This is a genomic window from Alteromonas sp. AMM-1, assembly GCF_047290655.1.
GTDB lineage: Bacteria > Pseudomonadota > Gammaproteobacteria > Enterobacterales > Alteromonadaceae > Alteromonas > Alteromonas mangrovi.
Window position 1 is genome coordinate 1 of the sequence record NZ_JBLBUE010000218.1, and the last position, 4,919, is coordinate 4,919.

Annotated in this window: 6 protein-coding genes and 1 pseudogene; 2 read left to right on the forward strand and 5 right to left on the reverse strand. The window is 47.8% G+C overall.

Annotation, left to right across the window (positions count from 1 at the left end; all coding sequences use genetic code 11):
- Positions 1–241: pseudogene (locus tag ACLR2L_RS18830) on the forward strand (hypothetical protein); the annotation flags it as partial.
- A 125-nt stretch (positions 242–366) separates the two neighbouring features.
- Here the strand turns inward: ACLR2L_RS18830 and ACLR2L_RS18835 are convergent.
- The 5 genes from ACLR2L_RS18835 to trxC all read right to left on the reverse strand — a co-directional run bounded on the left by ACLR2L_RS18835 (position 367) and on the right by trxC (position 4,602).
- Entirely contained in the window at positions 367–618 is a 252-nt protein-coding gene (locus ACLR2L_RS18835) for a YdcH family protein (RefSeq protein WP_140956770.1), read from the reverse strand.
- Positions 619–734: 116 nt separating this feature from the next.
- Positions 735–1,202, reverse strand: coding sequence for a hypothetical protein (locus ACLR2L_RS18840; RefSeq protein ID WP_413370387.1), 468 nt, complete (start codon positions 1,200–1,202; stop codon positions 735–737).
- A 19-nt stretch (positions 1,203–1,221) separates the two neighbouring features.
- Positions 1,222–3,432 (reverse strand): YgiQ family radical SAM protein, encoded by a 2,211-nt coding sequence (locus ACLR2L_RS18845; RefSeq protein ID WP_413370389.1) that lies wholly within the window; start codon positions 3,430–3,432, stop codon positions 1,222–1,224.
- 167 nt (positions 3,433–3,599) lie between these two features.
- A complete protein-coding gene (locus ACLR2L_RS18850; RefSeq protein WP_413370391.1) occupies positions 3,600–4,046 on the reverse strand; it encodes a hypothetical protein in 447 nt (148 codons plus the stop codon).
- 124 nt (positions 4,047–4,170) lie between these two features.
- Complete coding sequence (gene trxC, locus ACLR2L_RS18855) at positions 4,171–4,602, reverse strand: thioredoxin TrxC (protein ID WP_413370393.1); 432 nt, start codon at positions 4,600–4,602, stop codon at positions 4,171–4,173.
- Positions 4,603–4,676: 74 nt separating this feature from the next.
- On the opposite strand from trxC, the gene ACLR2L_RS18860 reads away from it, so the two are divergent.
- Positions 4,677–4,919, forward strand: a 243-nt coding sequence (locus ACLR2L_RS18860; protein WP_413370395.1) for an EVE domain-containing protein, incomplete at its 3' end; no start/stop codon positions are given.

The window sequence follows — 4,919 nt, forward strand, 5'->3', positions numbered from 1 at the left end:
CACCGTTTTTACCTCGGCTACCACTTTTCTAGCCTTGTTGCCCATGGGTATTGCCGGTGGCGCGACGGTAAGCAGTTTTGCGTTACCCATGCTATTTGGCATTGTAATTGGAACCAGTTCATCGGTGTTTATAGCTTCTCCCATTTTGTATTATTTGGGGCGTCGCAGAGAACAGAAGGGGTTGCCACAATTGAAACCAACGGCAGAAGAAATTCAGGCCTCACTGGCGCACATTCCATAGCCATTTCCGGTATTCAGGCTGGATGCAAAACCAGCCTGAAATATCGACACTGCGTTTGACTGTACAAAAAAAGACGGGTTATGCAAAGGCATAACCCGTCTTTTTTATGCTGCCAAACAGAACCATTACAGTGCAGATTCTGCTTCACGAATAAAGCAATATAAATCGTCCTTCAACTGTACGCGTTCATTTTTCATATCATTGAGTACATCATCGGTGGTTGGCTGACCGCTTTCTTCTATTTTGCGGATATCTGAATCCAGATCGTTATAGCGGTCGAACAACTTGGCAAAATGACGGTCGTTCATTTTTAAGTGGCGAATAGTGTGCTGGTGATCAGGGAATTCGTGAACCAGATCGTGTTTTTCAATATTCATAACTGCTTTCTCAATAGTCACAGTGGTTATTCACTGTAGACATTGTAAAAAGCTACTTTAATGAATGCCTTGATTCAAATCATATTACACAACAACTCTGTGAAAATGCGTATTGCTCAGGCAACCACACGTGGTTGCTCAACCAGATAGCCACTTTCAGCCAGCCAGTTGAATCCTTCCTCCTCAGTATAAAAATGGCGAATAACATGGCTGTTATCCCGCTCATCCATCATACGGTTTAACTGATAGCTTTTAAGCGCATCTTCGCGGTAAATGCGAACGGAGTGAGTCATTTTATTTCGTACTGCCCACTTCAGCATGTCGTTAACAGGTGCTTCGCAATCGGGAGTAGACAATACCCAGTCGTCGAAAAATACAATATGAGCCCAGGACGATTGGTAAATATATTGCGCCGAGCGTTTAAATTCTTCTATAAACTGAAGGGCGGTTGATGCGTTCCAACAGCCGTAACAATGGATCACCATCACCTGATTATCCAAACGAATGGAATACTTGCCGAATACCATAACATGCCCCACGTAAACGCCTGACTTCAGTGTAGTCAGGCTTTTACGCGGTGCCATTAATCAAAAGGCTAATTTATTAACGTGATTCGTTGCGTTTACCTTTGTTTGGGCGAGATGAGCCAGACGAATTCTGGGTTGGTTTGTTTTTAACGGGGCGGTTGGTTTTGCCAAATCCGGTATGTTTGGTCATGGCCCTTTCACCACCGCGAGCTTTGGGTGCACGCTGACGCTTTTCATCCGCGCTTTCCGGTGGAACCAAATGCTGAGGGCCTCGTCCAATGAGATCTTCCCGGCCCATCTTGATCAGTGCCTGGCGAATCTGCGCAAAGTTTTTCGGATCGTGATAACGCAGCATAGCCTTGTGTAAACGGCGATGAATTTCGCCTTTTGCTGAGGTTACCGTTTCGCTGTCTTTAGACACTTTGCGCAGACTGTTTACTTCGGTGTGATATAAGGTAGTGGCCGTCGCCATAGGCGAAGGATAGAAATTCTGTACCTGATCAAGCTTAAATCGGTTCTCTTTCAGCCAAATTGCCAGTGCCAGCATGTCTTCGTCGCTGGTACCCGGGTGTGAAGCAATAAAATACGGGATCAGGTATTGTTGTTTACCGGCTTCCTCGGAATATTTATCAAACAGCTCTTTAAACCGATAGTAGGTGCCCATGCCTGGCTTCATCATTTTGCTTAGCGGGCCATCTTCGGTATGTTCCGGTGCAATTTTAAGGTAGCCGCCAACGTGGTGGAGTGCCAGTTCTTTAACGTACTCCGGGTCCTCAATGGCCAGGTCGTAGCGTACGCCCGAGGCAATCAGGATTTTCTTGATGCCGGGTAATTCACGCGCCCGGCGATACAGGTTGATTGTAGGTGTGTGATCAGTATCCATGTGCGCACAAATACTGGGGTACACACAAGACGGGCGACGGCAGGTCGCTTCTGCTTTAGGGCTTTTACAGCGCAGACGGTACATGTTAGCCGTAGGGCCGCCTAAGTCTGAAATTACGCCGGTAAATCCGGGTACTGTATCGCGGATCTGTTCAATTTCACGAATAATTGAGTCTTCAGAACGACTTTGAATAATGCGCCCTTCGTGTTCGGTAATCGAACAGAATGTACATCCGCCGAAACACCCTCGCATAATATTAATGGAGAAGCGGATCATGTCATACGCGGGGATTTTTGCCTTGCCATATGCTGGGTGCGGCACACGCTGATAAGGCAAATCGAAAACCGCGTCCATTTCTTCAGTTTCCAGCGGCATGGCCGGTGGATTTATCCAGATATGGCGGTCGCCATGGCGCTGCAACAGAGCGCGCGCGCAGCCTGGATTGGTTTCCTGATGCAAAATGCGGTTTGCATGGGCGTACAATATCTTGTTGTCCCGCACCACTTCGAATGCAGGTAACTTCACGTACACATTTTCCCAGGGTTTGCGGCGTTCCGCCGGTTGTATCACTATGGGTTTAGCTTCAACGGCGGTTTCTGCATCCGGTTTGTTTTCGTTATTGCCGTCGCAATCCGGTTCCATAATATAAGGACTGGGTATTGGATCGATTTTCCCCGGACGATCCAATGACGTTGAATCCACACCCTGCCACTCGGGCAAAGCTTGTTTTACGATAATGGCGGTGCCGCGTACATCAGTGATATCCGCAATGTTTTCACCTGCGGCCAACCGATGGGTTACCTCAATCAACGGACGTTCGGCATTACCAAACATCAGCAGGTCAGCCTTGGCATCAAATAAAACAGAACGGCGTACTTTTTCCGACCAGTAGTCGTAATGGGCAATCCTGCGTAAGCTGGCTTCAATACCACCAATAATAATGGGTACGTCTTTGTAAGCTTCCCGACACCGCTGAGAATACACGGTTACTGCGCGATCAGGGCGTTTCCCGCCTTCGTTGTTCGGCGTATAGGCATCGTCGTGACGAAGCTTTTTATCGGCAGTGTAACGGTTGATCATAGAGTCCATGTTGCCCGCGGTAACACCGTAATACAGGTTTGGCTTACCCAGCTTCATGAAATCGTTTTTATTGGTCCAATCTGGTTGCGCAATAATACCAACGCGGAAACCGTGGGCTTCTAACAGGCGGCCGATAATAGCCATGCCAAAACTGGGGTGATCAACATAGGCATCGCCGGTGACCAGAATAATGTCGCAGCTGTCCCACCCAAGCTCGTTCATTTCTGCACGTGACATAGGTAAAAACGGCGCACTGCCGTAACAATGTGCCCAGTATTTGGGGTAAGAAAACAGGCCGCGCTCAGCCTTAATAGTTGCTTGCATGGTATCGTCAGGAAAGTGAAAACCCCGCTAGTATAGCAAAGGCTGCGCCGGGGATATAGCGTTGTGGAAGGATGTATTTTTGTGGCGGCAATAAATGACGGCGAGTCCGGAAATACATCGCAGAACCGGCAGGAGTTTGCCGGTTCTGCATCACACAGTTGTGAGCATCAGGCTACGGTGTTAATGCCAATACTACCGGCTAATTTTTCCAGTAACGACTGCTGCGGGGATTGTGTCGACTCTACTACCTGATAAGTTTGAGTGGCAACGGAGTTGCTACCTTCAGCACCTTCAGTATTATGTTGACGCTGTTGAAATGCGTCGTGTTTTTTCTGTAAAAATGCTGTCAAATCAATATCATTTTCTTGCGCATACTGTTGAAGCGAGGCGGGCGCCATCGAGGCAGCCTGTTCGGCATTGAAGGTGCCAGATTGCTCCATTGCCATTATGTCCTGCATAAAGCTTTTAACCGCTTCGTCATCGCGGCTTTCGCTCATGTATGCTGATAGTTCGTCCTGGGCAGGTGGTTTTGGCGGTGGTGGCGGTTTTATCTGATTACTTGCCATTGTTTGTTCGGTTTGAAATACCGATGAAGTGGCAGATTGAATATCCATGTTGGTCTCCTAACGTGAAAGCCGCACCAACGGGAGCGGCACACATAACAGACTGCAACGTATATTCCGGACTATGTCAGTAAAGTGTAAAGTGTAAAGTGGGTGGCGCCCCATTTAAAAAGGTTTAAATAACCTGTTGCACCCATTGTGTCAGCGCCTGTTGAGGCATGGCCCCGGCCTGGCGAGCGGTCTCTTTGCCATGTTTAAAACACAGCAAACTGGGAATACTGCGAATTTGATATTGCTGGCTTACACCCGGGTTGGCCTGAGTATCTACTTTGGCAAATATGGCCCAGCCTTGCAGATTGGCTGCCACGGCATGAAACGTGGGCGCCATCATTTTGCACGGACCGCACCAGTCGGCCCAAAAATCCACAATAACAGGTACTTCACTTTTCTGTATAAAGCGCTGAAAGGTTGCATCGGTTAAATTAATGGGCGCCGAAGGGAGTAAGGCTGACTTGCATTTACCGCAAGTTGGGGAATCCTGTAGTTTAGCTTCCGGGCTGCGATTTAAAGCCTGACAAGACGGACAAACCAAGTGAACAGAAGACATAGTTAATACCTAATTCATACATTCTGTTGTATATATGGGGTAATATTGGCCGCAATCAAGTGATGGAATGAAACATGAATTACTGGCTATTTAAATCGGAACCCGATGTATTTGGCATCGACCATTTGGCAAAGCGGCCCAACCAAACCGAACCCTGGGATGGTGTGCGAAATTATCAGGCGCGAAATTTTCTGCGCGATGAGATAAAAACCGGCGATTTGCTGTTTTTTTATCATTCAAGTTGCAAAGTGGTAGGCATTGCGGGTATTGCTGAAGTGGTGAAAGACGGGTATCCGGATGCGTCACAATTTAATCCG